Annotated in this window: 32 protein-coding genes and 1 tRNA gene; 11 read left to right on the top strand and 22 right to left on the bottom strand. The window is 67.7% G+C overall.

Features of this window, described 5'->3' with window-relative positions; translation table 11 throughout:
- Positions 1-16: 16 nt before the first annotated feature.
- The 4 genes from SPHPH_RS0115045 to SPHPH_RS0115030 form a co-directional block, all read right to left on the bottom strand.
- Entirely contained in the window at positions 17-1033 is a 1017-nt protein-coding gene (locus SPHPH_RS0115045; RefSeq protein ID WP_156026041.1) for a hypothetical protein, read from the bottom strand.
- On the bottom strand, positions 1030-2403 hold the full coding sequence (locus tag SPHPH_RS0115040; RefSeq protein ID WP_028967440.1) for a glycosyl transferase family protein: 1374 nt from the start codon (positions 2401-2403) through the stop codon (positions 1030-1032). Before SPHPH_RS0115040 ends, SPHPH_RS0115045 begins: the two co-directional genes overlap by 4 nt.
- 222 nt (positions 2404-2625) lie before the next feature.
- Positions 2626-3171: an RcnB family protein gene (locus SPHPH_RS0115035; RefSeq protein WP_028967439.1), complete on the bottom strand. Its 546-nt coding sequence runs from the start codon at positions 3169-3171 to the stop codon at positions 2626-2628.
- Positions 3172-3288: 117 nt separating this feature from the next.
- Entirely contained in the window at positions 3289-3756 is a 468-nt protein-coding gene (locus SPHPH_RS0115030; RefSeq protein ID WP_028967438.1) for an outer membrane protein assembly factor BamE, read from the bottom strand.
- 119 nt (positions 3757-3875) lie between these two features.
- On the opposite strand from SPHPH_RS0115030, the gene SPHPH_RS0115020 reads away from it, so the two are divergent.
- Both SPHPH_RS0115020 and SPHPH_RS0115015 read left to right on the top strand, forming a co-directional pair.
- Positions 3876-4385 (top strand): ubiquinol-cytochrome C chaperone family protein, encoded by a 510-nt coding sequence (locus tag SPHPH_RS0115020; RefSeq protein ID WP_028967437.1) that lies wholly within the window; start codon positions 3876-3878, stop codon positions 4383-4385.
- Positions 4382-4912 carry a YceD family protein gene (locus SPHPH_RS0115015; RefSeq protein WP_028967436.1) on the top strand — a complete coding sequence of 177 codons (531 nt, stop codon included), beginning with the start codon at positions 4382-4384 and terminating at the stop codon, positions 4910-4912. Before SPHPH_RS0115020 ends, SPHPH_RS0115015 begins: the two co-directional genes overlap by 4 nt.
- Positions 4913-4916: 4 nt before the next feature.
- Here the strand turns inward: SPHPH_RS0115015 and SPHPH_RS0115010 are convergent, their stop codons facing one another.
- Genes SPHPH_RS0115010 through ftsE form a run of 4 tightly spaced genes read right to left on the bottom strand, consistent with a single transcriptional unit; the run spans position 4917 to position 7706 of the window.
- Positions 4917-5600, bottom strand: a complete 684-nt coding sequence (locus tag SPHPH_RS0115010; protein WP_028967435.1) for a lysophospholipid acyltransferase family protein — start codon at positions 5598-5600, stop codon at positions 4917-4919.
- Positions 5597-6133: a YdcF family protein gene (locus SPHPH_RS0115005; protein ID WP_028967434.1), complete on the bottom strand. Its 537-nt coding sequence runs from the start codon at positions 6131-6133 to the stop codon at positions 5597-5599. The genes SPHPH_RS0115010 and SPHPH_RS0115005 overlap by 4 nt, the downstream gene beginning before the upstream one ends.
- Positions 6130-7002 (bottom strand): cell division protein FtsX, encoded by an 873-nt coding sequence (locus SPHPH_RS0115000; protein ID WP_028967433.1) that lies wholly within the window; start codon positions 7000-7002, stop codon positions 6130-6132. The genes SPHPH_RS0115005 and SPHPH_RS0115000 overlap by 4 nt, the downstream gene beginning before the upstream one ends.
- Positions 6999-7706: a cell division ATP-binding protein FtsE gene (gene ftsE, locus SPHPH_RS0114995; RefSeq protein ID WP_028967432.1), complete on the bottom strand. Its 708-nt coding sequence runs from the start codon at positions 7704-7706 to the stop codon at positions 6999-7001. Before ftsE ends, SPHPH_RS0115000 begins: the two co-directional genes overlap by 4 nt.
- Positions 7707-7821: 115 nt before the next feature.
- On the opposite strand from ftsE, the gene SPHPH_RS0114990 reads away from it, so the two are divergent.
- The 4 genes from SPHPH_RS0114990 to SPHPH_RS19910 all read left to right on the top strand — a co-directional run bounded on the left by SPHPH_RS0114990 (position 7822) and on the right by SPHPH_RS19910 (position 11635).
- Positions 7822-8577 carry an MJ0042-type zinc finger domain-containing protein gene (locus tag SPHPH_RS0114990; protein WP_028967431.1) on the top strand — a complete coding sequence of 252 codons (756 nt, stop codon included), beginning with the start codon at positions 7822-7824 and terminating at the stop codon, positions 8575-8577.
- Between the two features lie 92 nt (positions 8578-8669).
- A tRNA-Leu gene (locus tag SPHPH_RS0114985) sits at positions 8670-8756 on the top strand.
- Positions 8757-9000: 244 nt separating this feature from the next.
- Positions 9001-9348, top strand: a complete 348-nt coding sequence (locus SPHPH_RS0114980) for a hypothetical protein (RefSeq protein ID WP_051273040.1) — start codon at positions 9001-9003, stop codon at positions 9346-9348.
- A 109-nt stretch (positions 9349-9457) separates the two neighbouring features.
- Positions 9458-11635, top strand: a complete 2178-nt coding sequence (locus SPHPH_RS19910; RefSeq protein ID WP_081668646.1) for a transglycosylase domain-containing protein — start codon at positions 9458-9460, stop codon at positions 11633-11635.
- On the opposite strand, the gene SPHPH_RS0114970 is transcribed toward SPHPH_RS19910, so the two are convergent.
- From SPHPH_RS0114970 to SPHPH_RS0114960, 3 genes are read right to left on the bottom strand one after another with little or no spacing between them, the layout of a single operon-like run.
- A complete protein-coding gene (locus tag SPHPH_RS0114970) occupies positions 11608-12285 on the bottom strand; it encodes a M48 family metallopeptidase (protein WP_028967429.1) in 678 nt (225 codons plus the stop codon). The genes SPHPH_RS19910 and SPHPH_RS0114970 overlap by 28 nt on opposite strands.
- Positions 12282-12725: a YcgN family cysteine cluster protein gene (locus SPHPH_RS0114965; RefSeq protein WP_028967428.1), complete on the bottom strand. Its 444-nt coding sequence runs from the start codon at positions 12723-12725 to the stop codon at positions 12282-12284. The genes SPHPH_RS0114970 and SPHPH_RS0114965 overlap by 4 nt, the downstream gene beginning before the upstream one ends.
- The gene (locus tag SPHPH_RS0114960; RefSeq protein WP_028967427.1) at positions 12713-13300 is read right to left on the bottom strand and encodes an SCO family protein; all 588 of its coding nucleotides are present in this window, start codon (positions 13298-13300) and stop codon (positions 12713-12715) included. The genes SPHPH_RS0114965 and SPHPH_RS0114960 overlap by 13 nt, the downstream gene beginning before the upstream one ends.
- A gap of 66 nt (positions 13301-13366) precedes the next feature.
- On the opposite strand from SPHPH_RS0114960, the gene SPHPH_RS0114955 reads away from it, so the two are divergent.
- A complete protein-coding gene (locus SPHPH_RS0114955; protein ID WP_028967426.1) occupies positions 13367-13978 on the top strand; it encodes an ankyrin repeat domain-containing protein in 612 nt (203 codons plus the stop codon).
- 51 nt (positions 13979-14029) lie between these two features.
- Here SPHPH_RS0114955 and SPHPH_RS0114950 read toward each other — a convergent pair whose 3' ends face one another.
- The 11 genes from SPHPH_RS0114950 to SPHPH_RS0114900 all read right to left on the bottom strand — a co-directional run bounded on the left by SPHPH_RS0114950 (position 14030) and on the right by SPHPH_RS0114900 (position 20931).
- Positions 14030-14521 (bottom strand): MmcB family DNA repair protein, encoded by a 492-nt coding sequence (locus SPHPH_RS0114950; protein ID WP_028967425.1) that lies wholly within the window; start codon positions 14519-14521, stop codon positions 14030-14032.
- A gap of 64 nt (positions 14522-14585) precedes the next feature.
- Positions 14586-15218 carry a cell wall hydrolase gene (locus SPHPH_RS0114945; protein WP_028967424.1) on the bottom strand — a complete coding sequence of 211 codons (633 nt, stop codon included), beginning with the start codon at positions 15216-15218 and terminating at the stop codon, positions 14586-14588.
- A 175-nt stretch (positions 15219-15393) separates the two neighbouring features.
- Positions 15394-15723: a DUF1491 family protein gene (locus tag SPHPH_RS0114940; protein WP_028967423.1), complete on the bottom strand. Its 330-nt coding sequence runs from the start codon at positions 15721-15723 to the stop codon at positions 15394-15396.
- The gene (locus tag SPHPH_RS0114935; protein ID WP_028967422.1) at positions 15720-16172 is read right to left on the bottom strand and encodes a PaaI family thioesterase; all 453 of its coding nucleotides are present in this window, start codon (positions 16170-16172) and stop codon (positions 15720-15722) included. Before SPHPH_RS0114935 ends, SPHPH_RS0114940 begins: the two co-directional genes overlap by 4 nt.
- Positions 16162-16632: a PTS sugar transporter subunit IIA gene (locus SPHPH_RS0114930; protein ID WP_037488660.1), complete on the bottom strand. Its 471-nt coding sequence runs from the start codon at positions 16630-16632 to the stop codon at positions 16162-16164. Before SPHPH_RS0114930 ends, SPHPH_RS0114935 begins: the two co-directional genes overlap by 11 nt.
- 9 nt (positions 16633-16641) lie before the next feature.
- A complete protein-coding gene (hpf, locus tag SPHPH_RS0114925; protein WP_028967420.1) occupies positions 16642-17232 on the bottom strand; it encodes a ribosome hibernation-promoting factor, HPF/YfiA family in 591 nt (196 codons plus the stop codon).
- Between the two features lie 55 nt (positions 17233-17287).
- Positions 17288-17977 (bottom strand): DNA polymerase III subunit epsilon, encoded by a 690-nt coding sequence (dnaQ, locus tag SPHPH_RS0114920; RefSeq protein ID WP_028967419.1) that lies wholly within the window; start codon positions 17975-17977, stop codon positions 17288-17290.
- 10 nt (positions 17978-17987) lie between these two features.
- Positions 17988-18581 carry a dephospho-CoA kinase gene (gene coaE, locus SPHPH_RS0114915; protein ID WP_028967418.1) on the bottom strand — a complete coding sequence of 198 codons (594 nt, stop codon included), beginning with the start codon at positions 18579-18581 and terminating at the stop codon, positions 17988-17990.
- The gene (locus SPHPH_RS0114910; RefSeq protein WP_028967417.1) at positions 18578-19393 is read right to left on the bottom strand and encodes a shikimate dehydrogenase family protein; all 816 of its coding nucleotides are present in this window, start codon (positions 19391-19393) and stop codon (positions 18578-18580) included. The genes coaE and SPHPH_RS0114910 overlap by 4 nt, the downstream gene beginning before the upstream one ends.
- Before the next feature lie 120 nt (positions 19394-19513).
- Positions 19514-20101 (bottom strand): Maf family protein, encoded by a 588-nt coding sequence (locus SPHPH_RS0114905; protein WP_081668645.1) that lies wholly within the window; start codon positions 20099-20101, stop codon positions 19514-19516.
- Positions 20101-20931, bottom strand: a complete 831-nt coding sequence (locus SPHPH_RS0114900; protein WP_028967415.1) for a pyruvate, water dikinase regulatory protein — start codon at positions 20929-20931, stop codon at positions 20101-20103. Before SPHPH_RS0114900 ends, SPHPH_RS0114905 begins: the two co-directional genes overlap by 1 nt.
- A gap of 314 nt (positions 20932-21245) precedes the next feature.
- On the opposite strand from SPHPH_RS0114900, the gene hemE reads away from it, so the two are divergent.
- The 4 genes from hemE (at position 21246) to SPHPH_RS0114880 (ending at position 25243) form a co-directional block, all read left to right on the top strand.
- Complete coding sequence (gene hemE / locus SPHPH_RS0114895; protein ID WP_028967414.1) at positions 21246-22265, top strand: uroporphyrinogen decarboxylase; 1020 nt, start codon at positions 21246-21248, stop codon at positions 22263-22265.
- Between the two features lie 2 nt (positions 22266-22267).
- Positions 22268-22723, top strand: coding sequence for a CopD family protein (locus SPHPH_RS0114890; protein WP_028967413.1), 456 nt, complete (start codon positions 22268-22270; stop codon positions 22721-22723).
- 293 nt (positions 22724-23016) lie between these two features.
- Positions 23017-24273: a transcription termination factor Rho gene (gene rho, locus SPHPH_RS0114885; protein ID WP_028967412.1), complete on the top strand. Its 1257-nt coding sequence runs from the start codon at positions 23017-23019 to the stop codon at positions 24271-24273.
- 235 nt (positions 24274-24508) lie between these two features.
- Entirely contained in the window at positions 24509-25243 is a 735-nt protein-coding gene (locus SPHPH_RS0114880; RefSeq protein WP_028967411.1) for a TerC family protein, read from the top strand.
- Positions 25244-25262: the final 19 nt, after the last annotated feature.

Raw genomic sequence — 25262 nt, 5'->3', positions numbered from 1 at the left:
CGCGGGCGCGATGCCATCAATAGTCGGTGCCGATCGACAGCGCCGGCCCGGACGCCGGGCGCGCATCGCCGACGATACGCTGCCGCCACTCGACCGCGAGTCGCAGGTGCGACGCGCTTCCGACGGGTAGATCGAGCGTCGCTGCGGGCCCAATATCCAATCGTCCCGCGTCGCGCTGCGCCCCGCCCCACAGGCCAAGCCCCAGCGCGATGGTCGTCCTCCCGCCCCTGCTCACGACCTGCCGGGTGAGGTGAAGCGCGCCATCGGCATAACCTTCGACGCGATCGCGGATCAGCGCCCCGGCCTGTGCATAGCCGTCGAGCCGAAGGCCGCCCGGCAGCGGCCGATCGGTCGCCCCACCGACCAGCCCGATGGCCGTGCCACCACGTTGGTTGGCAAGCCCGATCCGCCGTTCCGCGACGATGCGTACCGGCAAGGCGGTCGGTTGCCAGTCGAGACCGAGCGCCGCTTCCTGCTGGCGGGTATCGAGCGCCGCTGCGACCCGCGCGACGAGGGCAAGACGGCTCGCTTGGTCGAGTGTCCGGGCGATCCTGATCCCCGCTTGCGAACCGCCCAATTGTGGCGTCGCCACCCCGCCCCCTGCGCCGCTTTCGCGCAGCATTGCCCAGCCGCTCGCCGACCAGCGCCGCGCACCGGATGCCGGCGGCGCAGGGGTACCGTAGCGGACCATCCCGAGCAGCCCGAGGGTATAGGCTGATGAAGCTCGTTCCTTTTCCGCAGGATCGACCTGCGCCGCCGATGCAACGACGTCCGCCGCCGCACTTCCCGCCGCGAACCGCAGCGCTGCGACCGCTTGTTGGTTCGGCGGTGCCGAAGGTGCCGGGGCGACGTCGCTCGTGGATCGCGACACGATCACCGTTCGCGGTGGATCGCGCAGCGTCGCGCTCCGTCGTACGACCTGCCGGAACATCTCCGGCACCGGCGGGTCGGGCCAGAGCTGCCAGGTCCGAAGCCCGATCCACGCGCCGAACACCAGCACCAGAAAGCGCAGCGGTCGCCCGCCCCTTTTCACGACACGTCCGGCAGCTGTTCGGGGAAGCGGTGCGCGGTCTTGTCCCAGAGCGGTGCGGCACCCAACAGGGTCGCGACATAGCGCACCAGGGCGCGTCGCGCCGCCAGCATCGCGATATAGTTGGCGACGAGTGCGCGCGGTAGCGACCAGCACCCCTCACGCCAGCCATGTTCGGCGGCGGTGTGCAGTGCCCGCGCGCTCAGCCGCCAGCACAACAAACCGGTGTTGAGCATCAACAGCACGCGCAGTCCCGGGCCGACCGCCGCCGCCTCGCTGCGGGTAACGGCATGGGCCAGCGACGATATGCCCCAGCCGACGAGCGCCAGATAGGCGGCGACCAGCGCCGCCACGGCCAGCAATCCGCGCCGGTCGCGCATCCGCATCCAATATTCGGCAGCATGTGCGCGCGCGCCCCAGCCGGTACGGTCCCAGCCCGACAGCGCGATTCCCGTTACCCAGCGCGCCTTCTGGCGCACGGCGGTGTCGATCGTGTCGGGAAAATACGCCCGTGTCGCGATCAACCGCCGCCCGCCGCTATCGCGCCAGCGCACGAACCGCGCGCGCAAACCCAGCGAGGCGACCCGCAAGCCGAGTTCGTAATCCTCGGTCAGGCTGTGCGGCTCGAACGGCGCGCCACCGCCGGCCTCGAGCCGCTCCAGCGCATCGCGCCGGATCGCGCACCCGACCCCCGCCAGCGGCACCGCCGCTTCCAGCGCGGAACGGACCGCCAGGTCGCGCCGATGCGATTCGGCAAACTCGTCGGCATAATGACCCGAGACCAGCCGCCGCCGCGCATCGATCAGCGGCACCACCGGCAATTGCACCAGCGCCGCGTCGCGCAGATGGTCGTCGAACACCCGCAACTCGGCCGGATCGACGACATCCTCCGCATCGTGGAGCACGATCGCCGCGGTCACCCGTCCGCTGTCAACATCGTCCGACACCAGCGCACGCCATAGCTGGTTCAGGCAATCGGCCTTGGTGGTCGGGCCATCGTGCGTGACCACCACGCGGCGCACCCGCGCATCGTGGGACGCCACCTCGGCAACCGCATCCAGGGTGCCGGGGTCGTTGGGATAGCAGCCGACGTACAGCCGGTAATCCGGATGATCGTAGCGCGTCAGCGTCGCGCGCAGCATCGCGCCGATCACGTGCTGCTCGTCCCAGGCCGGCACGAAGACCGCCAACGGCAGCGGCGGCGCGGCGGGAAGATCGGCGCGGTTCGGCTCGCGCCGCCGCACGCGCCACCACACCAGATCCATCAGGACATCGTCCACCCCGCCCAGCAGGATGACGACCGCCGCGAACAGGGCCAGCTCCGCCACGGCGCGGTCGAACGCGACCAGCAGCGCGCCCGGCCCGATCATCATTGCGCCTCGCGACCCATGTTGCCTGCCCCCCACGACCGCCACATCGATGGCGGGACTGTGGCAGAAAAGCAACGACGCCGAAGAAGCGTTCTGACCTACGAACCGAATTAGCGACCGAACGTTGCCGGTGCGGTCCCCTTTCCCCCTTTCGGGACCGGTGCCGACCCAAGCCGGTACCGGCCGCGCCGCCGCGTTATTGGCGGCGCGGCCGAATCACCGGCGTCAGAAGTAGAAGCCGCGCACGACGTCCAGAACGATCCCACGACGGTAATCGACGAGCACCGCGTCGTCATAATGACGCACCCAGCGTGCCCGAAGCGGTGCCGCGGGCAGACGATAGCGCCACGGATCGGCAATTACGTAGCGCGCGCCGCAATAATTCGCGCCAATCCGCGCACCGGGACGGAACGATTGGTAGCGGAACGGTGCCTGCCAGCCACCCCGCGCGTACAGATCGCGGTGCCCGGCCCGCCAGCGCTGCATATCGGCGCGCCACTCGCGCCGGTCACGCTGCCATTGGCGTTGCTGGCGCACGTCGCGGCGGTCCTCGCGATATTCCTGACGCGCTTCCCGCAGGTCACGGCGCTGCTCACGGACGTCGCGCCAGTCGCCCCGGGCGCGGGCACGGTCGAGCTGCCGCGCCTCGTGCCGGATGTCCTGCCGGTCCCGGCGCAATTCCTCGCGCGACTGTGCGGCGGCCGGTGCCGACGCCACGACGCCCGACAGCGCGGTGGCGGCAAGCAAAGCGGCGGTGACAAGGTTACGCATCACTGATCCTCCTTCGCGGCGGCGCGACCCTGTGTCGCGCCGTTGATGGAGGATCATTGCCGGCGTGGCGCTGAACGGTCCGCGAACGCGGGCGTCAGCGATCAGAAAGGATCGAAATTACTGGCCGTTACGCCCGGTCGGCCCCGCCCCGCCCGGCGCACCCGCCGCACCGACGGCACCAATATTGCCGAACAGATCCTGGAAGAAGCCACGCTCGCGGCCCAGCGTCGGGGTGGTCTTGCCATATGGCTTCAGGCTGACGACCTGCTCCACACCCGACTTGCGGATCGCGCTGACGTTGCCCGCCTGGTCGAAGCTGATCTGCAGCGTCAGCTGATCCTTCGGACGCGGGGCGTTGAACGCATAATTGCGGCTATCGCGCGCGATATAATACCAGTCACCCTGGTTGAACTGACTGGCGAAGCTGGGCGTGCCCAGTGTGGCGAGCACCGACTGGCGATTGTCGACCCCCGGCTGGATCGCGTTCACCAGATCGGCATCGACGATATAGCCCTGATGCGAGCGGAGCGGAGCACAGCCCGCGGCAAGAACGCCGGCCAGGGCAAGGAAGATCAGCGGGCGCATCGATACTCCGGTCACAGGCGCGCGTGGACATTGCGGCCGTCCGCCTCAATATGCCCAGCGGCGCGGCGAAACAAGCGCGCGGCCGAATGGATCGCGCGGAACGGCAAAGGGATGAAACGGTGGGCTGGTTGACGAAGGTATTGGGACGGCGCGATCGCGATGCCGCCTTGCCGCTGTACGATGCGGTCATCGCCCGCGCCCGTGCCCCGCACTGGTATCTGGACGGCGCGGTGCCCGATACGCTCGACGGGCGGTTCGACATGGTCGCGGCGGTGCTGGCGATGGTGCTGCTGCGGCTGGAGGAAGACCCGCACGATGCAGAGCCGATCGCACGGCTGACCGAGCGTTTCGTCGACGACATGGACGCGCAGGTGCGGCAGATCGGCTTCGGCGACATGGTGGTCGGCAAACATGTCGGCCGGATGATGGGGATGCTTGGTGGCCGGCTGGGCGCGTATCGCGACGGGCTCGCAGGTGGCGACTTCGACGCCGCGCTGGTCCGCAATCTTTACCGCGGACAGGCGCCGGATGCCGCCGCGGTCACGCATGTGCGTCGGGAGCTGACCGCGTTCCGCGAGTCGCTGAACGGCGTCCCGCTGCTGCAATTGATGGAAGGACGATGGGCATGACGACGGAATTTTCGCGGGTCGAGCGGCTCGACATGATCGGCGGCGAAGATCGTCAGGTGTCGATCGAGGCCAATGCCGAGGAGCGGCTCGCCCTTTCGCGCCGGTTCGGCCTGGTGTCGCTCGACCACCTGAGCGCGGCCTTCGCGATCCGCCGCGACGGTAACGCGGTAAGCGCCCGCGGCCATGTCAGCGCCGCGGTGGTGCAGAGCTGCACCGTTACCGGCACCCCGCTGCCGGCGACGGTCGATGAGGATGTCGCGCTGCGCTTCGTGGAGCCCGCCACCGCGACCGGTGGCGAAGAGGAAGTCGAACTTTCCGGCGACGCGCTCGATACGATCGAGATCGAGGGTGGCGGCATCGACCTCGGCGAAGCGGCGGCGGAGACGATGGCGCTCGCGCTCGATCCGTTTCCGCGCAGCCCGGACGCCGCCGCCGTGCTGAAGCAGGCAGGAGTGATCAGCGAGGAGGAGGCGGGTGCGTTCAGCGCGCTGGCCGGACTGAAGGCGAAGCTTGAAGGAAAAGCCTGATCGCTCAATGATTGAGCGCGTTGATCGCGGCATGGACGCGCGCCTCGGCCTCGGCGCGCGGCAACCCCGGCGGGATCGCTTCGCCGATCCGTATCGTGATCACGCCCGGTTTCTTCGCCCCCTTCTTCGGGAGCAAGCGCCCGCTGTCTAGCGCGATCGGTACCACCGGCAGCGCCAGCGCCTTGTACAGACCCGCAAAGCCGGAACGTAGCGGCGGCGACTCGCCATGCGGCACTCGCGTTCCCTCGGCATAGACCACCACCGAGCGTCCGGTCGCGCGCACCACCGCCGCCTCTTTCATCATCGCTCGCAGCGCCTTGGCCGACGCCTCGCGATCGACGACGATCGCGCCATATTGCACTGCCGACCAGCCCCACAGCGGGATGCGCATCAACTCGCGCTTGAGCACCATTGCCGGAGAGCCGAGGATCAGTTGCAGCTCCAAGGTCTCGTACATCGCTTCATGCTTGGCGACGTAGAGGAATTGCCCGACCGGCACCTCGCCTTCCACCTTCGCGCGGATGCCGAGGATCAGGCGCATCAGCACCCGGTGGAGCCGCGACCAGCGATCGGCATGCGCGATCACCACGCGTTGCCCGAACAGCGCCGCGATCGGTGTCGTCGCGACGATCGGTACCGAGGCAAGATAGAAGATCGCGCGAAACACGATCGTGCGCAGCCAGTTCACCGCAATCGCTCCCCCCACAGCACCAACCGGCGCAGCAGTAGCTTGTTGTACTCATTAAATGCCTGAGTCAGCGTCGGCTGTGCGTCCACTCCGTCGACCACCACCGTGACGCCTTCGCCCAGCGCCGGGCCAAGCTCCAGTGCAGCGCGACGCGCATGCCAGTTCGACGTCACCAGCCGGATCGACCGATAGCCGCGCGCGCGCACCCAGGCGGCGGTTTCCTCGGCATTGCTGCGGGTGTCGACCGCCTCGGCACCGAGGTCGACGCAGCAGGCGATCGTCGCGGCATGCCCCGCGACCCGCGTCAGATCGGCGCGCGTGACTCCTGGCGCCGTGCCGGTCACCAGCATCCGCCGCGCGCGACCGTGTTCGAGCAGGTCGAGCCCGCGGGCGATCCGGCCCGCCGCGCCGGTCGGAACGACGATGCCGTCGGTGCGCAGCCCGGGATCGGCGGGCTGCGGCAGGGCCAGCATGAACACCGCAAAGCCCAGCATCCACAGCAACAACGCCAAGGCGACGACACGCCGGATCATGTCAGCCGCCCCAGCGCGCGGCGTACCGCCAGATAAGCGACCAGCGCCGCCAAGGCGACGAACGCGATCGGCAAGGCGATCGCCACACCCCAGCCGGCGCGTCCGAGAGTCATCCCGCCGAGCAACTGCGCCCCGGACCCCGCAACAGCCTGACCAAGCAGCAGGATCACCCCCCAGGCCGTCGGCGCGCCGATCACCGCTGCCAGCGCCGCATCGCGCGCCATCCGGCGGCAGAACAGGGTCGCGACCTGCCCGTCAGTAGCGCCAAGACGGTGCATCACCTCGATCGATAGCTGATGTGCGGTCAGACCGGCGCGGGTCGCGAGTAGCACCATCGCCATCCCCGCGGCGATCATCAGCGCGACGATCGCCGCGGCGAGCAGGGTGACGGTCTTCAGCAGCGCCCGGGTACCTTCCAGCGCCAAACCGTGGGCGTCGATGCGCATGGCGGGGTCGAGCGGTGCCACGATGCGCCGGATTTTACCCACCACCTCTCCGCTCGGTACCACCGTTACGTCGATCAGTGCCGGTACCGGCAGATCATCCTCACCAGCCGCGCTCCCCAGCCACGGGCCGAGCAACCGTGCCAGCTCGACGCGCGACACCGGGGTCACGCGCGACACGCCCGGCAGCCGGCGCAACGCGGCGACCGCCTGCGTCGCACGACGCGCGCGCGTCGCGGCATCGCCCGAGACGAGCTGCACCGTCACCTGCCCCTCGATCGCCGCACCCAGCGCGCGGCCGGCGGTCGCGGTACCGACGCCGCTCGCGGTCGCCAGCACCGCCAGGAAGATCATCACCGCCAGCACGCCGGTCATCGTCCAGCCGTCACGCGCGGTGTCGAGCAGGCGGGCGGTCGCGGCGGTCATGCGCGCTCGCGCCGCGCAGGCGCACGCAGGCCGCCGGCCGGTTGGCTCAGCCGCCCCGCCGCGATCCGCATCATCTGAGCGGTGGGAACGCGCGGGAGCAGGTTCAGGTCGTGTGTCGCGACCACCACCGTCGTACCGAGCTGGTTGAGCGAGGCGAAGAGCTGGATCAACCGATCCGCCATCGCATCGTCCACATTACCGGTCGGTTCGTCCGCGAGCAGGATGTCCGGGCGCGCCACCACCGCACGCGCGATCGCGACGCGCTGCTGCTCGCCACCCGACAGCGTCGCCGGCTTTGCCCCGGCGCGATGGGTCAGGCCGACCCAGGCCAGCATCTCGCCGACCGCCTCTCGAACCTCGTCTTCGGGCGTGTCGGCGATGCGCAGCGGCAGCGCGATATTGTCCGTGACCGAGAGATGCGGGACCAAGCGGAAGTCCTGATAGACCATCCCGATTCGACGCCGCAGCATCGGCATCCGCGCGCGCGGCAGCGTGACGACATCGGCGCCGAACAGCCGGATCACCCCGCGACTGGGCCGCTGCGCCAGATGAAGCAGCCGCAACAACGACGTCTTGCCCGCCCCGCTGGCGCCAGTGAGGAAATAGAAGGCGCCGGGCACGAACGAGAAGCTGACATCGCGCAGCACCTCTTCGCCCTGGTCGTAGCGAAGGCCCACGTTCTCGAACTGCACGATCGCCGCCATCGGCCACAGCCTTTGCACGCCACGCCCGGCGGCTTCAAGCATCGCGACTCACGCTTGCCTTGCAGGTCGCACGCGTGCTTAGATTCAGTTCGTTCGTCCTGCCGGTGCCGCGCCTATGATCCTCGATTGTCCAGAATGCCGCGCCCGCTATCTGGTGCCGGACGACGCGATCGCCCCGCCGGGGCGCACGGTGCGCTGCGCCAATTGCGGGCATAGCTGGTATCAGGACGTCAGCTATGACGACACGCTGGCCGAAGAGCCGGCGTCGCCACCCGATGAGGTCACGCCCACACCGCCGCCCCCGCCCGAACCGGCGGTAGCGGAGGTCGCAGCACCCCCGCCCGGCCTTCCGCTCCAGTCCGCGCCACCGATCGTCGATGAACCGGCGCCGGAGCCGGCCCGCTACGACGCCTTTGCGCACCGTCCGCCGTTCCGCGCGCCGGTTCGGAGCAGCGGACGTATCCGCACGATCGCAAGCATCGCCGCCGGGCTGCTGATGCTGGCGGCGGTGGCGGTGATCCTGTGGACGACCGCGCCGGGGCTCGCGCAGCAGATCGGCCTGTCGATCGGCCCCGAGGAACTGCCATTGCGGATCGCCGACAACCCGATCGAGCGCCGCAAGATGGCGAACGGATCCGAGCTGTTCGCGGTCAGCGGGCGGATCACCAACCCGTCCTCGACGCGGCAGCGCGTGCCCGACATCCGCGCCGATCTGCGCGATTCGCAGAACCGCATCGTCTTCAGCTGGACGATCACCCCGCAGCAGCGGACGTTGCTGCCCGGCGGTGCGATTGACTTCAACTCGGCGCAGGTGGACGTGCCGGCCAGCTCCAAGCGGCTCGATCTCAGCTTCGTCGGCGAGGCAAGCTGAGATCAATGCGATAAAGGGCGTTGCCAGCCCCGATCGGCTTTGCTAGGGGCGCTCGCCTACCAGACGCCGGGTCTGCCCGGTGGACAACACGTGCGGTCGTGGCGGAATTGGTAGACGCGCAACGTTGAGGTCGTTGTGTCCGAAAGGACGTGGAAGTTCGAGTCTTCTCGACCGCACCAGTTTTTTGAAAAATGCGAACGATCGCGGCGGTGACGGCCATCCGGTCTCATTATGCGGCGGCTTGTGCCTGCCCTCTACGCATGCAGGTTCGCGGCTTGCTACCTCCGGCGATAGGACTCACTTCCAACCGCGTCGTTTTTTCGACGCGGACGTGGGCGCTCATGGTGGGTCAGTGGATCAGCACAACTTCGATCGCCGAGGCTTATTGTCGTAGCCACGACACACAGTCAGGATGGTTGCATCATGAACGTCGATCGTGAAAGGCTTATTGCCAGACAAGTTGCGGGAATCATCGCGAATTACGTTTGTTTCCTGGAAACAGCTGATGAAGATAGCGTAAACCCGGATGATGCCGCGAAATTACTCGAGTATTTGGCCGCAGAAATGGGAAATCTGGAGAAGGGCTTTCTTCGTCACCTTGTGGACGCATTTCCTTTGATCGCCGAGGAATATGACGTTGAGGCACAGGAGTTGGTACGCAGCATTCCGGACGGCTTCTATTTAGAGGAAGCCCTCGCCGCTGACGATCCCGTGCGCCTTGCCGAACTGGAGGCGTTGCGCGACGCACAGGACTGCGCACCGGCGGTGTGATCCCTTAGATAGCAGCCGGCGGTAGGGACAGCGGGCAAGCGCGCCGGGTCATCCGCCGCCAAACATCTTGTTCACCATCGCTCAAGCCGCTATCCGCCACGGGGCTGACATGGCCCGCGCCCGCACCTCCCGCTCCGTTCCGTCCAAGACCCGCTCGCCGTGGCGGCGTCGGTTAGGACTTGCCGTCAAACTCGTGCTTGGCGCGGTCGTGCTCGCGTTCGCCGCATTGCTCACCGCAGTCTATATCGCGCGGTCGCAGCTCCCCAGCTTTGAATCGCTCAAATCGTCGCCAAACGGGCAGATGATCCGCGTCCATGCCGCCGACGGGTCGGTGCTGGTGTCGCTCGGGCCGAGCTATGGCGAGTGGTTGACCTATGATCGCATTCCCGCGGTGATGCGCGAGGCGACGATCGCGGTCGAGGACCGGCGCTTCGACAGCCATGTCGGGGTCGATCCGGTCGGGATCGCGCGCTCGCTATACGTCAATTACGAACGCGGGCGGCGGGTGCAGGGCGCGTCGACGATCACGCAGCAGCTTGCACGCAACATCTTCCTGAACAATCAAAAGAAGTTCGGGCGCAAGTTCCGCGAGGGCATCCTTGCGCTTGCGCTGGAGCGGAAGTTCTCGAAAGAGCAGATCCTCGAGCTGTATCTCAACAAGGTCTATTACGGTGGCGGCGCGTACGGGATCGACGCGGCGAGCCGCAAGTTCTTCGGTCATGGCGCGGACCATCTGAGCCTGCCCGAAGCGGCGGTGATCGCCGGGCTGGTCAAGGCGCCGTCGAATTACTCCCCGACCGCCGATGCGCAGGCCGCGGTCGGGCGCGCCGGGGTCGTGATCCAGCAGATGGTGCGCAACGGCTTCATCTCGGTCGATCAGGCGCGTGAGGCGAACGATGTCGGGGTGAAACTCGCCCCCGCGCCGCGCCAGAACAGCGTCCGGTATTTCACCGACTGGGCGTTGCCACAGCTCGACCTGCTGATCGACGAAACCGAAAAGCCGCTGGAGGTCTGGACGACGCTCGACCCGGCGATGCAACGCGACGCCGATGCGGCGGTACGCGCCAATGTGCCGAAGGGTGCTCAGGGGGCGCTGGTGTCGATCGATCGCGACGGCTCGGTGCGCGCGATGGTCGGCGGGACCGATTACGTCAGCTCGATCTATAACCGCGCGACCCAGGCGCAGCGGCAGCCGGGCTCGTCGTTCAAGCTGTTCGTCTATCTGGCCGCACTGGAAGCGGGCCGGACGCCAGAGGACCGCGAGGTCGACGAACCGGTCACGATCGACGGCTGGAGCCCGCGCAACGATTCGCGACGCTTTTCGGGCAGCGTCACGCTGCGCACCGCGTTCGCCTATTCGCTCAACACCATCGCCGCGAAGCTGGGGCAGGCGGTCGGGTTCCAGACCGTTGCCGACATGGCGCGGCGCTTCGGGATCAGCACGCCGGTCAACACGCATCCGTCGATGGTGCTCGGCACCTCCGACGTACGGCTGATCGACATGACGCGTGCCTTCGCCAGCGTCGGCAACAAGGGCGTGGCGATTACGCCGTTCGGGATCACGCGCGTCACCGCCGATGGCGAGGAAATCTATCGCCACGAGGTCGACCGCAGCCAGGTGCTCGTCGCGCCGAACGTCGCGGCCGAGATGACCGACCTGCTGCAGACCGCGGTCAACACCGGCACCGGGCGCGCGGCGCAGATCGGGCGGCCAGTGGCGGGCAAGACCGGCACGACCACCAGCAGCAAGGACGGCTGGTTCCTCGGCTTCTCGTCGGGGCTGACCACCGGGGTGTGGATGGGGCGTGACGATGCGCGCCCGATCGCCGGGTTGCACGGCGGCACCGCGCCGGCGCGCGCGTTCCGCGAGTTCATGGTCAAGGCGGTCGCCAAGCGCCCGATCGAGCAGTTCGAAACCGCGGTGACGCTGCCCGAGGCGCAGCTCGAGCCCGATGCCGAGAGTTATTATGGTTCGCCCGACAACGCGACCTATGGCGAGGATGCGGGCTATGGCCCCGACGCCGTTCCCGCGCCGGAGCAGGGGACGGTGTTCGGCCCCGAACGGCCGGTGGTGCAGCCGCTGCCGCCGCAGGGTGATGAGCCGCAGCAGCAACAGCCGCGTCCGGCGCAGCAGCCGCGCCCCGACGAGCGGCTGGATCAGGAATGGCTCGATCGCGTAACCGGGCAGCCGCGGCGCGATGCGGTTCGTACGCCGCCGCCCGCGCGCGGTGCGCCGCCGGCGCGCCCGACCATCCCGGCTCAGTCGGGCGAACGCCCGAACCAATGAAGCGCCGCCCCGTTCGCGCGTAACCACGCGCGCTCGGTTACCGGATCGCGCCCGTACAACTCGGCGACCAAAGCGTGGAACGCTGGCGCGTGATTCATGTGAACGCGGTGCGCGACCTCGTGCGCGGCGGTGGCGCGTCGTACCTCCGGTGGGGCGAGCACCAGCCGCCAGCTATAACGGATCGCACCGTGATGCGCGCAGCTGCCCCAACGCCCGCGCGCGTCGCCGATCGTCACCCCGCCGACCGTCACGCCGGCACGCGCGGCGTAGAAGGCGGTATCCTGCTCCAGCAACGCCAGCGCGCGGCGGCGGAGCCACAGCTCGATGCGGCGCGGTACGCTCTCGACCGGACCGCCGAGCACCAGCCGATCACCATCGATCGCCGGCGTGCGAAGCGCCGCCGCGCGCCATTCGATCGTCAGCAGGTGACCATCGACGGGGATCGTCGCGCCCGGCACGAACGGCCGGGCCTCCGGGAGCCGATCGCGCTGATGCGCGATCCATCCTTCCTGCGCACGTGCCCAGGCCAGGGCCTTGGCCAGCGATGCGCGCGGCGGCAGCGTCAGCCGCGCCTGCCCGGTGACCGGATCGAACGACAATCGCGTGCGGCGCGCGCGCGGGTTGCGCACCACCGCAATCTCCTCGGTCACAGCTCGCGGTCGACGATATGCAGTTCCAGCTCGCCGGCATCGTCCTCGCTGACCGTCCAGCCGCGCACCGACTGGCCGGCGCGGTGCACCGCCTCGCGATCGCCCGAAACGAGATAATGCCAATCGGGCAATTGCTCGCCCGCCGCCCGCAGCCGATAGGCGCAGGTGGACGGCAGCCAGTCTATCGCATGGACGTTGCCCATCGTCAGGCGGACGCACTCGCTGACATAGGCGCGGCGATGACGATAGTTCGAACATTGTCCGCTACGCCGGTCGAGCAGCCGGCATGCGACGTTGGTCGGCACTAGCTCGCCGGTTTCCTCATCCTCCAGCTTGTGCAGGCAACATTTGCCGCACCCGTCGCACAGCGCTTCCCACTGCGCGCGATCGAGCTTGTCGAGTGGCGTGGTCTCCCAGAAGCGACCGGTCAGCGCGCCCATTTCTTCACCTCCGCGACGATCGCCGCCGGTGGTCCCTCGGGCAGCAGCGCCAATGGCTTGCCGTCGGGATCGAACAGATAGATCTGGCGGCTATGGTCCATCAGATAGCCGTCGGCGGTGCCGGCGCCGCGCGCGAAATAGATGCCATATTCCTTGGCCACCTTCGCGATCTGCGCGGGCGTGCCGGTCAGCCCGACGAGCCGCGGGTGGAAAGCGGTGACGAAGCGCTTGAGCGCGGCCGGGGTGTCGCGCGCCGGATCGACGGTGATGAAGATCGGGGCGATCCGCTTGCCCAGCGCCGGGTTGTCGCGCTCGATGGTCTTGAGCGCCGCGGCGATGTTCTGCACATCGGTGGGGCAGACGTCGGGGCAGAAGGTGTAACCGAAATAAACGATCCGGTAGCGCCCCGCAAAATCGCGATCCGTCACCGTGCGACCGTCCTGATCGGTCAGCGAAAAGGCACCACCGATCCGCGCGCCGGCAAGCGGCGGCTGGCCAGCAGGCTCCCTGCCACAGCCCGAAAGGGGCCCGGCGAGCAGCAGCGCGAGCGTGGCGGCGAAACGGCGCATGTTCATGGTGATGCCAGATGTGATGGGTTATAGGCGACGACGCAACCCTCAGCCCTCGCGAGAACTGACCCGATGCTTCGCCGCCCGCTCCTTACCATCGCGCTGCTCGCCGCGCTGCCCGTCGCCGCCACCGCTCTGCCCGCCGCTGCTCAGCAGCAATCGCAAAGCTACAAATTCCTGGAGGCGGTGCGAAAAGGTGACGGCAATGCGGTGATCGGGATGCTCGACCAGCCCGGCCAGACGATCATCAACGCGCGCGACATCACCAATGGCGAGGGCGCGATCCATATCGTCGTCAAGCGCGGCGATGCGGCGTATCTGCGCTACCTGCTCGCGAAGGGCGCCGATCCGAACCTGCGCGACGGGGATGGCAACACCGCGATGCTGCTGGCGGTGCAGGCGAACCAGCCCGACCTGATCCAGATCCTCGCCGCGTCGAAGGCCAACGCCAACCTCGGCAACAATGGCGGCGAGACGCCGCTGATCCGTGCGGTGCAGCGCCGCGACCTGGCGCTGGTGCGCGCGGTGCTGGCCGCGGGCGGCAATCCCGACCAGCCCGACAATGTCGCCGGCATGTCGGCGCGCGACTATGTGAAGCGCGATCCGCGCGCGACGGTGATCGGCAAGATTCTAGACGAGACGCCCGCCAAGGCGCAGCGCCCGGTCGCCGGCCCCAAATTCTGATCCGATCCGTCACCCCGGACCTCGTACGGGGCGACGACGCCATCCAGGCCGTCAGAAACCGGTCACTGCATCGGGATCGTGTGCCGCGATGACGCGCCGCGCCGCCCGGCGCGCAAAGGCGAGTGTGCAGCGCTTCCGCGTAGCGGCAGGGAGCGGATCGGTGCGCGCCTCGCGCACGATCGCCGCGTCATAGCGATCGGCGACGATCAGCCCGGTCCGTTCGGGCAGAAATGCCTCCCCCGCGATCGGCGAGGCATCGAAGCCGGCGGGGACCGCCCAATAGAAGCGGTCGCAATGCGCGAGATAATCCTGCCACTTGCCATCGCCGAGCAGGTCGGCGCGCGACACCTTGATCTCGACGATCACCAATTGTCCGCGTGGATCGACCGCCATCAGGTCGGCACGACGCCCGCCGTCCAGCGGGACTTCCGCGATGGCGGTGAGGTCATGCCGCAGGAACATCCGAGTCACGCCGCGCGCGACATCCAGCGCGCACAGCGCCGCGGTTTCTTCCCGATGGCAGGTTGCGGGAGGCGTCAGCATGGCCACCCGGATAGAACATCACGCGAACGAAAGCCACGCCCTCGTTCGTGCCATTCGACCGCGATCAGCGATAAAAGATGTGGTTGCCGATCGAGGCGACGCGGACGCCATTGGCATGGCCGGCGCGACGATGGTTGAAATACAGGGCGTTGGAGGCATCGCTCTCCCACGCATCCTTGAGCGCGACCTTGGCAACGGCCATCGCGGTGCGCCAGTCGTCGTTGGACGGCGCCTCGGGCATCCGGCCACCACGCACGAAGGAGAACTGGCCCTTCTGCGTCACCACGTCACAGGCGCTGCCGCCGAAGCGGTGCGAGCGGGTGCGGTTGAGGATCACCTCCGCGACGGCAAGCTGGCCGCTGAGCGGTTCGCCACGTGCCTCGAAATAGATCGCGCCGGCGAGGCAGCGCAAATCCTCGTCGGCGTCCGAGCGGATCGACTGATCGGCAACAGCCGCGGCGAGGGTGGGATAGGCGATCTGCTCTTCGACCTGCGCCGGGGTGACGGTCGCTTCCTGGACGGCCGCTTCGGCCGGGGCGATCGAGGGAACCTGGGCGGGGAGAGCGAGTTGAATCGCAGTAGACGCGGCGGGGACCGCCGGAAGTTCAGCAGCCAGTCCGGGAGCACTCTGCGCTACCAGAGCAAGGACCGAAAGAGTAAGCGTCGCGAAAGTCGCGAGGCGCGAGCTGAACGGCATTCCACATCATTTTTGTGCGGTGGGTGCGCGGAAACGATCGCTGAAGCAGCGTGAGCTGATTCGATATCGCCCGGGTCCCCCCCGACTGCGTCACCGTCGGGATCGCACCCCGCATCGGCACAACGCACGTTGTCGATGCGGCTCGGCTACGGCCAACAGGTTAACAGGGTCAATGCTACAGGATCGTTTCAGCGACGAACCGTTCGGCGTGCGGGACGTCCAGTTCGACAACCCACAGATCGGGATCGCCGCGACGCCGATTCCGCCAATATTCCTCGATCCCCGCGGAATCGGCGCCCGACGGGCCAGCGGGAACCAACATATCGCGATCGTCGAGTCCGCGCATCCGCTCCACCGCGTGCAGCCCGCGTCCCTCGGCGATCAGAATCAGCACCGCGCCGCCCTGCGCTTCGCCGCGCGCGCGCACCACCGCCAGCCCGCCCGAATCGTTGACGCGGCGGAGCAGCGCCCCGATCACGAGATGCGTCGGCAAACGCATGGTCACGACCCGGCGTATCCGGGCAACGAGGCGAGCGCGATCCGCGAACGCATGAACGTCCCCGTGCCACGCGCTACCTCTTCGCCGTCGGCGGTGACGAGCCGCGCCTCCGCGACGAAGACGCGGCGCTGCCCGCTGATCCAGCGCCCTTCGGCCACGACCGGACCCACCCCCAACGGGCGGGTCAACAACAGGCTGAACTGCGTCGTCAGCAGGAAGCGATCGGTGACGAGGCTGTTGCACGCGTAGAAGGCGGCATCATCCAGCATCTTGAAATAACTGGTGCCGTGTGCGGCCCCTGCCGCGTGGAAATGGCGCTCGTCGACCGAGAAATGGATACGCGACTCGCCCGGCGCGGTGACTTCGAGCCGCGATTCGAAGAAACGATTGATCGGCGCGGCGGCATAGAGCGATTCGAGCGCGCGATAATGCGCGGCGGCACCTTCAGGCGGCATCACGGACCCCATGATCGGTCAGCAGCGCATAGATCGCATCGGGCGATCCCGCGCCGCGCAGCTTCGCGACCAGCGCCCGGTCGCGCAGGCGGCGAGCAACCCGCGCGAGCGCTTTCAGATGCTGCGCGCCCGCTTGCGGAGGCGAGAACATCGCCACCACGACGTCGACCGGCGCATCGTCGAGCGCACCGAAATCGAGCGGCTGCGCGAGCCGTGCGACCGCGAGCACGATGCGCGACAGCTCCGGAATCCGCGCGTGGGGTATGGCGACCCCGTCCCCGAAACCCGTCGAGCCTTCCTTCTCGCGCGCGGCCAGCGCTTCGGCCGCCACCCGTGCGTCGATCCCCAGCGTGGGGGCGACGAGCGCACCCAGCTGGAAAAACAACGCCTTCTTGGAGGCGGCCGGCAATCCGAGGACGATCAGTTCGGGGGCGAGCAGGTCGCTGAGATCGCTCGCCATCAGGTCCGGTCAACCACCACGCTGCGGCTCCACCCAGCCGATCGTACCGTCGCCGCGCCGATAGACCATGTTGTACGAACCCGTGCCCGCATTCTTGAACAACAATGCCTGCGTGTTGCGCAGATCGAGCATCATCACCGCATCCGACACGCTGGCGTCCGGCACGTCGACGCGCGTTTCCGCGATCACCAGCGGCGCGTCGCCGGCCTCGTCCTCGCCGATCTGCTCGGCGAAGAGGGTGTAGCCGGCATTGTCATAGCCGGTGCGGTCCTGCGTTTCCTCGGTCGCCGCGTGCACGGCATGGCGATCCTTGAGCCGACGGACGTAACGACGCAGCTGCTTCTCGATCTTCTCGGCGGCACCATCGAAAACGAGGTGCGCGTCATGCGCGTCGTGCCGGCCCTTCAGGATCAGTCCGCGCGTGACGTGTGCGACGATGTCGCAGGTGAAGCCATTGTCGTGCGGCCCCTTGCCGAACGTCACTTCCGCCGAGATGGCGCGCGCGAAGTATTTGTCGGTGATACCCTGGAGTCGGTCCTGCACATGGGCCTTCAGCGCGTCGCCGATCGCCACCTGGTGACCTGAAATCCGGATATCCATATTTTTCCTCCATCTATGCCGGCTCGCCCCCTTGCGACCCGGCGGTACGTTCGCGTCATTCGGACGCGGCGACCCCCCACAAAGGCTCTTTGACCTTCTTTAGAAACGCAGCATGCGCGGCCAGTTCCGCATCGCTCGGCGAAAAGACCCGCAGCGGGCGGGTGCGGGCCGGCGCGGCGACGACCTGTTCGACGACGATCGGCGCGGCCTCGCTGACCAGCCCCAGCCCGATCTGCCGGCCGCCCATCAGCTCGACATAGACCTGCGCCAGCAGTTGCGCGTCGAGGAGGGCGCCGTGCAGCACGCGGTGCGAGCGGTCGATTCCGTAACGGTTGCAGAGCGCGTCGAGCGTGTGCTTCGCGCCAGGATGGCGCGTGCGGGCGATCGCGAGCGTGTCGACCATCCGCGAACGACAGACCGCGGCAGTGCCGCAGCGTTCCAACTCACCGTTCAAAAAGGAAAAATCGAAGCCGGCATTGTGCGCGACCAGCGGCGCGTCGCCGAGGAAATCGAGTAGCGCCTCCACCCCGGCGGCGAAGACCGGATGTTTGGCGAGGAAGGCCGCGGACAGGCCGTGAACACGCTCCGCCTCGGCGGGCATGTCGCGTTCCGGGTGGAAGTAGGCGTGAAAAGTTCGCCCCGTTTCAACGCGGTTGACCAGTTCGACGCAGCCGATCTCCACCATACGGTCGCCGCCGACAAAGCTGAGGCCGGTGGTTTCGGTATCGAAGACGATCTCACGCATGATCGCGTCGTTATCGGCGCTGTCCGGCTTGCACGCAAGCGATGACGCGCATCACCGCGGCGCGGGTTTCGTCGAGCGACACGTCGGTCGGGATCACGAAATCGGCGCGGACGCGCTTCTCGGTGTCAGGAAGCTGCCGGGAATAGATGGCTTCGAACCGGGCCGGGGTCATGCCGGGGCGCGCCAGCACGCGTTCGCGCTGCACCGGGGCGGATGCGGACACCACGACGACGAAATCCATGTCGCGGTCGCCGCCGGTTTCGAACAATAGCGGGATGTCGAACACGACCAGCGGCGAGTCGTGGTGCCGGGCGAGGAAGGCTTCGCGCTCGGCGCGGACCGCCGGGTGGACGATCGCCTCCAGCGCGCGCAGCGCTGCGTCGTCGTTCAGCACGGCGGCGCCCAGTGCGGCGCGGTCGACTCCGGCCGGGCCGGTGGTGCGGGGGAAGCGCGCCTCGATCGCGGTGACCAGTGCGCCGCCGGGGCCTTGCAGGCGATGCACCGTTGCGTCGGCGTCGAAGACCGGCACACCGGCGTCGGCGAACATCGCCGCGACGGTCGACTTGCCCATGCCGATCGAGCCGGTGAGGCCGAGGAGGATCATGCGAGCAGGCGGGCGCGCAATTCCTCGTCATGCTCGCGTGGCGGGGCGGCGCCGAAGAACAGTTCGAACGCGACCGCGGCCTGGCCGATCAGCATCTCCAGTCCGTCGACCGTCTCCAGATCGCGCGCGCGCGCCGCCTTGAGCAGCGGGGTTTCGAGCGGGGCGTAGACGATGTCGTAGACGACCGCCTCGTCCGGGAGCGAGCCGAGGTCGAGGTCGAGCGGGTCGTGCCCGGTCATGCCGAGCACGCTGGTGTTGACCAGCAGCGCCGCGGCGGGGAGCCGTGCGGTCAGCGGGAGCGCGTCGCCCTTCAGGCCGAACCGCGCCAGCAACGCCGCGCCCTTCAGCGGGGTGCGGTTCAGCAATGTCACGCGGCCGACGTTGCTGCGCGCGAGCGCGAACAGCACCGCGCGCGCCGCGCCGCCTGCGCCGACCACCACCACCGGCTGGCCGGACAGATCGAGATCGGCGATCGGCGACAGGAAACCGGCGGCATCGGTGTTGGTCGCGATCAACGCGCCGCCCTCACCGCGGAAGACGGTGTTCGCCGCGCCGATCATCCCGCGCACGTCGCCGGGGTCGGGAACGTGATCGAGCGCCGCGACCTTGTGCGGGACGGTGATGTTGCATCCGCGCCAGTCGGCGTCATCGGTGCGGCGCGCGAAATAGTCGGCGAGATCGTCGCCGGCGACCCGCGTTGCGCGATAGTCGGCGGTCAGCCCGAGCTTTTCGAGCCAGAAGCCGTGGATCAGCGGCGATTTGGAATGTGCGATCGGGTCGCCGATCACCTCGGCATAGGGGGTGTTGATCATGATGCTACCTTGGCCGATCGGGCGTCGGTGACCTCGTCTCCACCGCTGCGCTCGCGGAAACATGGACCCCGGCTTTCGCCGGGGTGACGGCGTAATGGGGTGTCACGGAGGGACGGACGCTCACGCCGGCAGCACCTGTCGGACCCGCAGATAGTCGAGCACCGGAAGCAGCGGCATGCCGAGCACGGTGAACTGGCTGCCGTCGATCCGCGCGAACAATTGCGCGCCCGGCCCCTCGATCCGGTAGCAGCCGACGCAGCCCGCAATCGCCGGCCATTCGGCGTCGAGATAGGTTTCGATGAACGCGGGCGAGAGCGGGCGGACGAACATTTTCGCCTTGTCGACGATCCGCCACACCGCCTGACCGTTCTCCGCGATCACCGCCGCGCTGACCAGATCGTGGCGCTTGCCCGCCATGCGCGTGAGGTGATCGCGCGCCTCGTCGCGGCTGGTCGGCTTGTCGAGGATCGTGCCGTCGTCGAGCACCGCGAGGCTGTCCGACCCGAGCACCAGATGGCCGGGATGCCGCGCGCTGACCTTGAGCGCCTTCAGCTCGGCGAGCGCATCGGCCACGTCGCGCGGGTGCCGGCCGGCCATCGCCGCCTTCAGCGCCGCCTCGTCGGCATAGGCCGGCTCGGCGGTGAAGGGCACGCCGGCGGCGGCGAGCATCGTGGTGCGCGAGGCGCTTTGCGAAGCGAGAATCAGCATCAATCGGTGTTCCGTGCCGCCAGCCCGCGGCGTTCATTGACGAGCGCGATGATCGCGGCGGCGGTTTCCTCGATCGAGCGGCGCGTGACGTCGATCACCGGCCAGCCGTTATCGGCGAACATTCGCCGCGCATAGGCGATCTCGCGCGCGACCGCGTCCTGATCGACATAATTGGTTTCGGTCGCCTGGTTGAGCGACAGCAGCCGGTTGCGGCGGATCTGGATCAATCGGTCGGTGCTGGTGGTCAGCCCGACCACCAGCGGATTCTTGAGCGTGAACAGCGCGCGCGGCGGGGGGCTCTCGACCACGATCGGGATGTTGGCGGTCTTGAACCCGCGATTGGCGAGATAGATCGAGGTCGGGGTCTTCGACGAGCGGCTGACCCCGGCGAGCAGGATATCGGCCTCCTCCCATTCCTCGTGCGCGATCCCGTCGTCATGCGCGATCGTGAACTGGATCGCGTCGACGCGCGCGAAATAGGCGGCGTCGAGGACGTGCTGGCGACCGGGCCGCGCCTTGGCCTGTTGCCCCAGCAGCATCGACAACGCGTCGTTGACGGGATCGAGCGGGGCGACGGTGGGCAGCCCGAGCGCCTTGCAGCGCGTCTCCAGCGCGGCGCGCGTCACCGGATTGACGAGCGTGAAAATCACCAGCCCCGGATTCTGCGCAATTTCCTGAAGGATGCGGTCGAGGTGCGTCTCGGTGCGCACCATCGGCCAGAAGTGCCGGACGGTTTCGACATCGTCATATTGCGCGAGCGCAGCCTTGGCGATGTTCTCCAGCGTCTCGCCGGTCGAGTCCGACAGCAGGTGGAGGTGGAGGCGGAGCATCAGCGGGCTGGACCGATCTGTGGATAAGTCGTGGACAGCCGCTAGACCAACTTCATCGCCCCGCCAAGCGCGACCCCGATCGGTGGACAACCTCGATTTTATCCACAGCGCCGTCCCCAACGCCGGATTTTATCCACAGGCTGTGAAAAACGTGGACAGTGTGCGTCGAATCCGACGGCGTCCGGCGTTGGCGGATGAGTCAAGCTGTTGGCAATTCCGGTGGTGACGCATAAGCCCCCGCGATCCACGCGCCTACCGCATCAACAACCAGACTCTCTTAGAATCTTACCTAGAAGGTAGAAGGATCGCACACGATGGTTAACAAACCCCTGTTGCGAGCCCTGAACGGCGAGCGCGCCGACCGCCCGCCAACGTGGCTGATGCGGCAGGCCGGGCGGTACCTTCCCGAATATCGGGCGTTGCGCGCGGAGAAGGGCGGGTTCCTCGCGCTCGCCACCGATCCGGTCGCGGCCACAGAGGTGACGCTGCAACCGATCCGCCGCTTCGGATTCGATGGTGCGATCCTGTTCTCCGACATCCTGATGGTGCCGTGGGCGCTGGGCCAGGAGCTGACGTTCGGCGCGGGCGAGGGACCGCGGCTGGCCCCGGCGCTGGTCGACGTGGCGCTGGCGGCGCTGACTCCCGAGCCGACGCGGCTCGATCCGGTCTATGCGACGGTGCGGCGGGTCGCCGGGTTACTGCCGGCGGAGACGACCTTCCTCGGGTTCGCCGGATCGCCGTGGACGGTCGCGACCTATATGGTGGCGGGGCAGGGCAGCCGCGATCAGGAAGTGACGCGCCGTTTCGCCTATGCCGATCCGGCGGCGTTCGGCGCGATCATCGACGCGGTCGTCGCGATGACGATCGATTATCTGGCGACGCAGATCGAGAGCGGCGTGGAGGCGGTGCAGATCTTCGACAGCTGGGCGGGCAGCCTGTCGCCCGCGCAGTTCGAGCGCTGGGTGATCGCGCCGAACCGCGCGATTGTCGACGGCGTCCGTGCACGCTGCCCGGGGGTGCCGATCATCGGCTTTCCGAAGGGCGCAGGCGGCAAGCTGGCCGCTTATGCCGCGGGCACCGCGGTCGACGCGATCGGGCTGGACGAGACGGTCGATCCGCATTGGGCGGATTCGGTGCTGCCGGTGGGGCTGCCGGTGCAGGGCAACCTCGATCCGCTCGCATTGCTGACCGGTGGGGCGGCGCTGGACGCGGGGATCGACCGGGTGCTGGCGGCGTTCCCGGAGCGGCCGCATGTCTTCAATCTCGGCCACGGGATCGGGCAACATACGCCGATCGCGCATGTCGAACATTTGTTGCAACGGGTAAGGGGCTGAACATGGTCGGGTTTCTGGGCGCGACCTATGATTGGGTGAAGGCGGCGCACGTCATCTTCGTGATCTTCTGGATGGCCGGGTTGTTCATGCTGCCGCGCTATCTGGTCTATCATCAGGAGGGATTGTCCGACCCCGCGGATGCCGCGCGCTGGGTCGAGCGCGAGAACAAGCTGCGCGCGATCATCCTGACGCCGGCGATGATCGTCGTCTGGGTGCTGGGCCTCGCGCTGGCACTCAACGCCGGGCTGGCGGATGGCGTGCCGGGGCTGGGGTGGCTGCACGCCAAGCTGGCGATCGTGTTGCTGCTGTCGGGCTATCATGGCTGGGCGGTCGGCTATGCGAAGAAGCTGGCGCGCGGGCAGGCGGGCGTGTCGAACAAGGCGCTGCGGATGATGAACGAGATTCCGGCGCTCGCGACCGCGTTGATCGTGATCCTGGTGATCGTGAAGCCGTTTTGATCTGATCTCCCGTCATTCCCGCGAAGGCGGGAATCCAGAACCCCTGAGGTCCGTTACTCTTTCGAGAACCTGCGCGTCTGGATTCCCGCCTGCGCGGGAATGACGAAGGGGAGCGGGAACGACGGGCGCGCGGGAATGACGGATGCGCTTGACTATCCCCCGCATGACTCATACCTCGCGCCCGTGACGTCGCCGGTCCTCGGTGCGCGCCGCATCCTCTACAGCTTCGTTTCTCGAGCGTTCTCCATCGCCGGCCGAGCTTTCCCCGACCCCCGATCACATCGGACAGATACATGCATCTCAAGGATTTGAAGAAGAAGGCCCCCGCCGAGCTGGTGCAGCTTGCCGAGGAGCTGGGCGTCGAGGGCGCCTCGACGCTGCGCAAGCAGGATCTGATGTTCGCGATCCTGAAGGTGCAGGCCGAAAATGGCGAGCAGATCATGGGCGAGGGCACGATCGAGGTGCTGCCCGACGGCTTCGGCTTCCTGCGCTCGGCGCAGGCGAATTATCTGGCCGGCCCGGACGACATCTATGTCAGCCCGAATCAGGTCCGCAAGCACGGGCTGCGCACCGGCGACACCGTCGAGGGCGAGATCCGCGGGCCGAAGGACGGCGAGCGCTATTTCGCGCTGGTGAAGATCACGCAGGTCAATTTCGAGGAGCCCGAGCGCGTCCGCCAGCGCGTGAACTTCGACAACCTCACGCCGCTCTACCCGGACGAGCGGCTGAAGATGGAAATCGAGGATCCGACGATCAAGGACAAGTCGGGCCGCGTGCTCGACGTCGTCGCGCCGATCGGCAAGGGGCAGCGCTGCCTGATCGTCGCACCGCCGCGCGTCGGCAAGACGATCATGATGCAGAACATCGCGCGCGCGATCGCACATAATCACCCCGAGGTGTTCCTGCTGGTGCTGCTGATCGACGAGCGACCCGAGGAAGTCACCGACATGCAGCGCACGGTGAACGGCGAGGTGGTGAGCTCCACCTTCGACGAACCCGCGACGCGCCACGTCCAGGTCGCCGAAATGGTGATCGAGAAGGCCAAGCGGCTGGTCGAGCACAAGAAGGATGTCGTCATCCTGCTCGACAACATCACGCGTCTGGGCCGCGCCTACAACACCGTCGTGCCCTCGTCCGGCAAGGTGCTGACCGGCGGTGTCGACGCCAATGCGCTGCAGCGGCCGAAGCGCTTCTTCGGCGCGGCGCGCAACATCGAGGAAGGTGGGTCGCTGACGATCATCTCGACCTCGTTGATCGACACCGGCAGCCGCATGGACGAGGTGATCTTCGAGGAGTTCAAGGGCACCGGCAACGCCGAAATCGTCCTCGACCGCAAGGTGGCCGACAAGCGCATCTTCCCGGCGATCGACGTCGGCAAGAGCGGCACGCGCAAGGAAGAGCTGCTGGTCGAGAAGGGCCAGCTGTCGAAGATGTGGGTGCTGCGCCGGATCCTGATGCAGATGGGCACCGTCGATGCGATGGAGTTCCTGCTCGGCAAGATGAAGGATTCGAAGACCAACGACGACTTCTTCGATTCGATGAATCAATAACCGAGCGTGGCCTGCGCCATGCTGGCGCAGGACTCACGCCGGTTCGGCCGGCGGGTGCGGTTGCGCACCCGACCGACGACGCGGGCTTTGCCCGCGGCGCTTCTTACCTCGCGCGGTTGAAGAAGAAGCGGGGTCCCGGATCAAGTCCGGGACGACGGTAACCCCATGGCATTCCCCGCCCGGAACGTTATGCGGGCCAGCATCATTGATGCGGTCAGACGGGGAGTGACCTACATTGAGCCTTATCGCCACGCTTGTCGCCGCGGCTTCTGCAGGTGCGGCCATCCAGGGACCCGGCTCGCTGGGTGACATCTGGCAGCACATCGTCGCCGACTTCTCGAACCTGTCCGATCCCGCCGCGCTGGCCGCGTTCGGATCGGTGCTGATGATCGATCTGGTGCTGGCGGGCGATAACGCGATCGTGGTCGGCGCGCTGGCCGCGGGGCTTCCCGACGAGCAGCGCAAGAAGGTGATCCTGATCGGGATCGGCGCGGCGCTGGTGCTGCGGATCTTCTTCGCGTTGATCGTCACCTGGCTGATGGGGATCGTCGGGCTGATCTTCGCGGGCGGGTTGCTGCTGCTGTGGGTGAGCTGGAAGTTCTGGCGCGAGATCCGCAGCGGCGGGCATTCGGAGATCGAAGCTGCCGACGGCACTGCGGCGGTCAAGCCAGTCAAGAGCTTCGCCGCCGCGGCCTGGGCAGTCGCGGTCGCCGACGTGTCGATGAGCCTCGACAACGTGCTGGCGGTGGCGGGCGCGGCGCGCGAGCATCCCGGCATCCTCGTCATCGGGCTGTTGTTGTCGGTAGCGCTGATGGGGCTGGCGGCGAACCTGATCGCGCGGATCATCGATCGCTATCGCTGGATCGCCTATATCGGGCTGGCGGTGATCCTGTTCGTCGCGGTGCGGATGATCCACGAAGGGTGGGTCGGCAGCGAAACGACCCCGGGGCTGGCGACGCTGTTCGCCTGACGGGTTCAGGGGCGGTTCA

The sequence above is a fragment of the Sphingomonas phyllosphaerae FA2 genome (assembly GCF_000427645.1).
Classification (GTDB): Bacteria; Pseudomonadota; Alphaproteobacteria; order Sphingomonadales; family Sphingomonadaceae; genus Sphingomonas; species Sphingomonas phyllosphaerae.
The sequence above is the reverse complement of the archived record's forward strand: the minus strand, read 5'-3'. Positions and strand labels throughout refer to the sequence as shown.

Bases quoted from the DNA above. Each gene is read 5' to 3' on its own strand.
- SPHPH_RS0114955 (WP_028967426.1), top strand. From the start codon at position 13,367: ATGCTTCGCCGCCCGCTCCTTACCATCGCGCTGCTCGCCGCGCTGCCC.
- hpf (WP_028967420.1), bottom strand. From the start codon at position 17,232: ATGGATATCCGGATTTCAGGTCACCAGGTGGCGATCGGCGACGCGCTG.
- SPHPH_RS0114930 (WP_037488660.1), bottom strand. From the start codon at position 16,632: ATGGCGAGCGATCTCAGCGACCTGCTCGCCCCCGAACTGATCGTCCTC.
- dnaQ (WP_028967419.1), bottom strand. From the start codon at position 17,977: ATGCGTGAGATCGTCTTCGATACCGAAACCACCGGCCTCAGCTTTGTC.
- SPHPH_RS0115005 (WP_028967434.1), bottom strand. From the start codon at position 6,133: ATGATCCGGCGTGTCGTCGCCTTGGCGTTGTTGCTGTGGATGCTGGGC.
- SPHPH_RS0114910 (WP_028967417.1), bottom strand. From the start codon at position 19,393: ATGATCAACACCCCCTATGCCGAGGTGATCGGCGACCCGATCGCACAT.
- SPHPH_RS0114900 (WP_028967415.1), bottom strand. From the start codon at position 20,931: ATGCTCCGCCTCCACCTCCACCTGCTGTCGGACTCGACCGGCGAGACG.
- SPHPH_RS0115035 (WP_028967439.1), bottom strand. From the start codon at position 3,171: ATGCGTAACCTTGTCACCGCCGCTTTGCTTGCCGCCACCGCGCTGTCG.
- SPHPH_RS0114935 (WP_028967422.1), bottom strand. From the start codon at position 16,172: ATGCCGCCTGAAGGTGCCGCCGCGCATTATCGCGCGCTCGAATCGCTC.
- SPHPH_RS0115040 (WP_028967440.1), bottom strand. From the start codon at position 2,403: ATGATGATCGGGCCGGGCGCGCTGCTGGTCGCGTTCGACCGCGCCGTG.
- rho (WP_028967412.1), top strand. From the start codon at position 23,017: ATGCATCTCAAGGATTTGAAGAAGAAGGCCCCCGCCGAGCTGGTGCAG.
- SPHPH_RS0114980 (WP_051273040.1), top strand. From the start codon at position 9,001: ATGAACGTCGATCGTGAAAGGCTTATTGCCAGACAAGTTGCGGGAATC.
- SPHPH_RS0114890 (WP_028967413.1), top strand. From the start codon at position 22,268: ATGGTCGGGTTTCTGGGCGCGACCTATGATTGGGTGAAGGCGGCGCAC.
- SPHPH_RS0114965 (WP_028967428.1), bottom strand. From the start codon at position 12,725: ATGGGCGCGCTGACCGGTCGCTTCTGGGAGACCACGCCACTCGACAAG.
- coaE (WP_028967418.1), bottom strand. From the start codon at position 18,581: ATGATCCTCCTCGGCCTCACCGGCTCGATCGGCATGGGCAAGTCGACC.
- SPHPH_RS0114990 (WP_028967431.1), top strand. From the start codon at position 7,822: ATGATCCTCGATTGTCCAGAATGCCGCGCCCGCTATCTGGTGCCGGAC.
- SPHPH_RS19910 (WP_081668646.1), top strand. From the start codon at position 9,458: ATGGCCCGCGCCCGCACCTCCCGCTCCGTTCCGTCCAAGACCCGCTCG.
- SPHPH_RS0114945 (WP_028967424.1), bottom strand. From the start codon at position 15,218: ATGCCGTTCAGCTCGCGCCTCGCGACTTTCGCGACGCTTACTCTTTCG.
- SPHPH_RS0115000 (WP_028967433.1), bottom strand. From the start codon at position 7,002: ATGACCGCCGCGACCGCCCGCCTGCTCGACACCGCGCGTGACGGCTGG.
- ftsE (WP_028967432.1), bottom strand. From the start codon at position 7,706: ATGGCGGCGATCGTGCAGTTCGAGAACGTGGGCCTTCGCTACGACCAG.
- SPHPH_RS0115030 (WP_028967438.1), bottom strand. From the start codon at position 3,756: ATGCGCCCGCTGATCTTCCTTGCCCTGGCCGGCGTTCTTGCCGCGGGC.
- SPHPH_RS0114950 (WP_028967425.1), bottom strand. From the start codon at position 14,521: ATGCTGACGCCTCCCGCAACCTGCCATCGGGAAGAAACCGCGGCGCTG.
- SPHPH_RS0115015 (WP_028967436.1), top strand. From the start codon at position 4,382: ATGACGACGGAATTTTCGCGGGTCGAGCGGCTCGACATGATCGGCGGC.
- SPHPH_RS0114905 (WP_081668645.1), bottom strand. From the start codon at position 20,101: ATGCTGATTCTCGCTTCGCAAAGCGCCTCGCGCACCACGATGCTCGCC.
- SPHPH_RS0114960 (WP_028967427.1), bottom strand. From the start codon at position 13,300: ATGAACATGCGCCGTTTCGCCGCCACGCTCGCGCTGCTGCTCGCCGGG.
- hemE (WP_028967414.1), top strand. From the start codon at position 21,246: ATGGTTAACAAACCCCTGTTGCGAGCCCTGAACGGCGAGCGCGCCGAC.